Origin of the sequence: Vibrio genomosp. F10 str. 9ZD137 (assembly GCF_049974785.1) — a bacterium.
Taxonomy (GTDB): domain Bacteria; phylum Pseudomonadota; class Gammaproteobacteria; order Enterobacterales; family Vibrionaceae; genus Vibrio.
Map to the genome: position 1 here is coordinate 1 of NZ_JBNGCJ010001023.1, position 4,537 is coordinate 4,537.

Consider the following 4,537-nt stretch of genomic DNA (forward strand, 5'->3'; position numbering starts at 1 on the left):
AACCGCTCTTCCGATCTTGCCGGGCTCGACTCATTACAAAGTGATATGTGGCGTTTGTTTAAAGATCATCTCGCCCCGAAAAATATTGCCATGTTGACGGTCGATATGCCTTCCGTTGGCCATAGCAGTCATTGGCCTCTCACTGAAGATACGTCTTGCCTTCATCAGGCAGTACTTGACGAGCTTCCAAATATCCCCTGGGTAGATCACTACAAAGTGGGCCTAATGGGGTTCCGTTTTGGCGGGAATGCTATGGTACGTTTGTCTTTCTTAGAACAGAGTAAAATCAAGGCATGTGTCTCGATGGGGGCTCCTATTCACGATCTTTTAGCTTCTCCGAAGAAATTGAAAAAAATGTCTAAAATGTATTTGGATTTGCTGGCTTCGCGTATTGGAAAGCAAGTGGTGGACATTGAAAGCTTATCGGGATTGCTAATGGCGTGGTCATTGAAGGTGCAAGGTGTTGTCTCTAACCGAAAAACTAAGGTGCCTATTTTAGCGATGAGCCTAGACGGCGATCCCATTTCCCCTCATAGCGATAATCAGTTGGTAGCACTATATAGCCAATATGGAAAGGCGACGAAAATAAATAACAAAACAATTTCAGAAGGATATGAGCAATCCCTCGCTTTAGCAATAAAATGGATGGAAGACGAATTATATAGATGACATTTCTCCGCTATTGGTTAAGCATGATATAGATGGTTGATAAATAACCACATAATTATAAAAATTATCATCGCTAATCACTAATGGAGTAATTTATATGGCAGAAGCTACAAAGTTGCCGACTCACTATCGCATATTAAGTACTTTAAAAGCTGTTGGGCCTTATCTAAGAGAGAATCAATGCAGTGAAGGCAATTATCTATTCGATTGCCTATCTGTTTGTGTTAACGATAAAAAGTCCCCCGAAGAACGTGAATTCTGGGGGTGGTGGCTCGAGTTAGAGCAGTTTGAGCAAACCTTTAAAGCCAAATACTTTACGGGGCGGTATAACTTAGCCGGTAATTGGGACGTGGTAGCAATACCGAAAAAGGCTATTGCAGAGGTGAATCGCACCCAAGATGACTTCCATGCCAAGCTCATCAAAACACTTGAAGACAAGTTTGATATGACGGTCGAGTTGCACAAAGAGTCTGTTGAATTCGTCTAAAATTAGCAAAAACTGATCGACTTTAAATAAAAAGGTGCTTCGAGCACCTTTTCTACTTGTTAAATCCAGCATTGATTGTTAAAACATCAAGTCTTATCGTATTTCTTATCAAAAATATCATGACAACAAAGCAGCAAAGCGGAAGCACAATCCAGTCTAAAACAGTGGTTGTGAAATTAGGTACTAGTGTACTCACAGGTGGTACCCAGGCTCTTGACCGAGCTCATATGGTGGAACTTGTGCGTCAATGTGCAGAGTTAAAGAAACTCGGCCACTCTATCGTCATCGTCTCTTCTGGCGCTATCGCAGCAGGACGTGAGCACCTAGGCTACCCCGCACTCCCCAACGCAATGTCCAGTAAGCAACTTCTTGCCGCTGTCGGACAAAGCCAATTGATTCAAGTTTGGGAGTCTTTGTTTGCTATTTATGGCATGAAAATCGGCCAAATGTTGTTAACTCGTGCCGATTTAGATGATCGAGAGCGATTTTTAAATGCTCGCGATACCATCAACGCATTGGTCGATAACGACATCATTCCTGTTGTGAATGAGAACGATGCAGTCGCAACCAGTGAAATAAAAGTTGGCGATAACGATAACCTATCGGCTTTGGTCGGGATATTGTGCGGTGCTGATAAATTACTGTTACTGACGGATCAAAAAGGTCTGTTTACTGCGGATCCACGTAAAGATCCAAATGCAGAATTGATCAAAGAAGTGCGTACGATTGACGACACTTTACGCAAAATCGCCGGTGACAGCGGAACCACTCTAGGGACCGGTGGAATGGCCACAAAACTCCAGGCCGCTGATATTGCCAGACGTGCAGGAATTGAAGTGATCATCGCTGCGGGAAGTGCAGAGAACGTTATCTTTGATGCTTTAAGTGATGCGCCTCAAGGAACGAGGTTTCTTCCATTGGCTGAAGCGCTAGAAAACCGAAAGCGTTGGATTTTGGCTGGCCCTTCTGCATCGGGTGACATTGTCATTGATGATGGAGCGATGCGAGCGGTGTTAACGAAAGGAAGCAGTTTGCTTGCCAAAGGGGTGATTAAAGTCCGTGGTGAGTTTGCCCGAGGAGAGGTATCTCGCCTTGTTGATACCAATGGTGCTTTGATTGCCCGCGGAATTACCAGTTATTCCAGCGACGACTTGGCAAAAATTGCAGGAAAACACAGCAAAGACATTATTACTATTCTTGGCCATGACTATGGTTCTGAAGTTATCCACCGTGATGATCTGGTTATAATTCAAGAATAAAAAGAGGATTTTAAAGTGGACTTACTTAATATGGGGCAGGCGGCAAAAAATGCGGCCTTTGAATTAGCAACAGCTTCAACCAAACAAAAAAATCATGCGCTAGCGATTATTGCTGATGAGCTAGAAGCGAACAGCGATACCATTCTAGCGGCCAATGAAAAGGATATTCAACTTGGGCGTGAAGCGGGTTTAACCGATGCGTTGTTGGATCGCTTGCTGCTTAATAAAGAACGTTTAACCGGCATTGCTAATGATGTACGTAATGTGATCAGTTTGAATGATCCCGTTGGTAGCGAGATCGACAGTAAAATGCTGGAAAATGGCATGTCATTGTCACGTCGTCGTGTCCCTTTGGGTGTGGTCGGGGTGATCTATGAAGCGCGCCCTAATGTAACGATAGATATCGCGGCACTGTGTTTGAAAACGGGTAATGCCAGTATTCTTCGTGGCGGCAAAGAGACCTTCTTTTCTAATATGGAACTGGTCAAAGTGATTCAATCTGCTTTAGAGAAAGCAAAGCTTCCTGCTGCCTCGGTGCAATACATTGAAAAACCGGATCGTGAGCTTGTGTCACAACTGCTTAAACTTGATGAATATGTTGATATGATCATTCCGAGAGGTGGTGCTGGCTTACATAAAATGTGTAAAGAGAACAGTACGATTCCGGTCATCATCGGCGGTTTTGGTATTAGCCATATCTTTGTCGACGAGAGTGCAGATTTGGAACGTTCTCTGGATGTTGTGGAAAACTCAAAAGTTCAGCGCCCATCAGCTTGTAACTCACTCGATACATTACTTGTCCACCAAAAGGTAGCGGCTGAGTTTTTATCAAAAATCGCACAGCGCATGAGCGCTAAAGTCAGCTTTGTGGCGGAGCCTAAGGCAAAATCATTGCTGGGCGATGCTGACAATGTCCGCGACGCAGAGCAAGGTGATTTTGATACAGAATGGCTTGCTTACACGCTTGGGGTTAAAGTGGTCGTCGATGTTAAAGAAGCCATCGACCATATGCGAATCCATAACGCCAGTCATTCTGATGCGATCATGACCAACAGCTTACAGAATTCAGAAATATTCATAAACTCAGTGGGTTCAGCGGCCGTCTACGTGAATGCGTCGACCCGTTTTACTGATGGTGCGCAATTTGGTTTAGGGGCTGAAGTGGCGGTTTCCACGCAAAAACTTCATGCTCGTGGCCCGATGGGACTTGAAGAGTTAACAAGCTATAAGTGGGTAGGAAAAGCCGATTATTTGACTCGACCGTAATATCACTCGAAAAAATGATGACAGGCTCATAATCGAGGCTACTTTTTGCGAGAGTTCGAGGTTCAGACTTTCATAGCTTGAAGTGTCTCAGGATTCTATGATTTTAAAGGGGCGTGTTGCCCCTTTTGCTTTTCTTAGTAAGAGTAATTCCGTTACACTGGCATTCAATCACTTGGAGGTAATATGCATTGTCCATTCTGTTCTGAGAACGACACAAAAGTTATTGATTCTAGACTCGTTGCTGATGGTCATCAGGTTCGTCGCCGTCGACAATGCCTAGCGTGTAGTGAGCGATTCACCACATTTGAAACGGCTGAGCTGGTGATGCCTAAAGTGATCAAAACAAACGGCAATCGTGAACCATTCAATGAAGACAAAATGGTTGGTGGTGTTCAGCGAGCTTTAGAAAAACGCCCTGTCAGTGCCGATTCGATTGAGCTTGCTATCAGCATGATAAAATCTCAGCTTCGAGCCACAGGTGAACGTGAAGTGCCGAGTGACATGATTGGGAACCTGGTTATGGATCAACTCAAAGAACTCGATAAAGTCGCCTATATTCGTTTTGCTTCCGTATATCGTAGTTTTGAAGATATTCGTGAGTTTGGCGAAGAAATAGCAAAACTAGAAGATTAAGCCCACAAACCATGCCCCAGTTTTCAACATTCGATTATAAAATGATGTCCCATGCTATTACGTTAGCAAAAAAAGGGATGTACACCACGGCACCTAATCCTAATGTTGGGTGTGTTATTGTGTCTGAAGGCCAAATGGTCGGTGAAGGCTTCCATAAGCGAGCTGGTGAGCCTCACGCTGAAGTGCATGCTCTTCGTATGGCTGGTAGCCAATCTGTCGGAGC

General features: G+C 44.2%; 5 protein-coding genes and 1 pseudogene. All 6 read left to right on the forward strand.

Annotated features, from left to right (window positions below; genetic code table 11):
- Positions 1–669 (forward strand): alpha/beta hydrolase (locus ACP45E_RS21755; RefSeq protein ID WP_141707483.1); only part of this gene is annotated, 669 nt, incomplete at its 5' end.
- Positions 670–766: 97 nt separating this feature from the next.
- Entirely contained in the window at positions 767–1,156 is a 390-nt protein-coding gene (gene crl, locus ACP45E_RS21760) for a sigma factor-binding protein Crl (protein WP_017035050.1), read from the forward strand.
- 119 nt (positions 1,157–1,275) lie between these two features.
- Positions 1,276–2,415 carry a glutamate 5-kinase gene (gene proB, locus ACP45E_RS21765; RefSeq protein ID WP_026026733.1) on the forward strand — a complete coding sequence of 380 codons (1,140 nt, stop codon included), beginning with the start codon at positions 1,276–1,278 and terminating at the stop codon, positions 2,413–2,415.
- 15 nt (positions 2,416–2,430) lie between these two features.
- A complete protein-coding gene (locus ACP45E_RS21770; protein WP_017038723.1) occupies positions 2,431–3,681 on the forward strand; it encodes a glutamate-5-semialdehyde dehydrogenase in 1,251 nt (416 codons plus the stop codon).
- A 183-nt stretch (positions 3,682–3,864) separates the two neighbouring features.
- On the forward strand, positions 3,865–4,314 hold the full coding sequence (nrdR, locus tag ACP45E_RS21775) for a transcriptional regulator NrdR (protein ID WP_017035053.1): 450 nt from the start codon (positions 3,865–3,867) through the stop codon (positions 4,312–4,314).
- Between the two features lie 41 nt (positions 4,315–4,355).
- A pseudogene (gene ribD / locus ACP45E_RS21780) lies at positions 4,356–4,537 on the forward strand (bifunctional diaminohydroxyphosphoribosylaminopyrimidine deaminase/5-amino-6-(5-phosphoribosylamino)uracil reductase RibD); the annotation flags it as partial.

Excerpts from the sequence above, each read along its gene's own strand:
- crl (WP_017035050.1), top strand. The coding sequence starts at position 767 with ATGGCAGAAGCTACAAAGTTGCCGACTCACTATCGCATATTAAGTACT.
- proB (WP_026026733.1), top strand. The coding sequence starts at position 1,276 with ATGACAACAAAGCAGCAAAGCGGAAGCACAATCCAGTCTAAAACAGTG.
- nrdR (WP_017035053.1), top strand. The coding sequence starts at position 3,865 with ATGCATTGTCCATTCTGTTCTGAGAACGACACAAAAGTTATTGATTCT.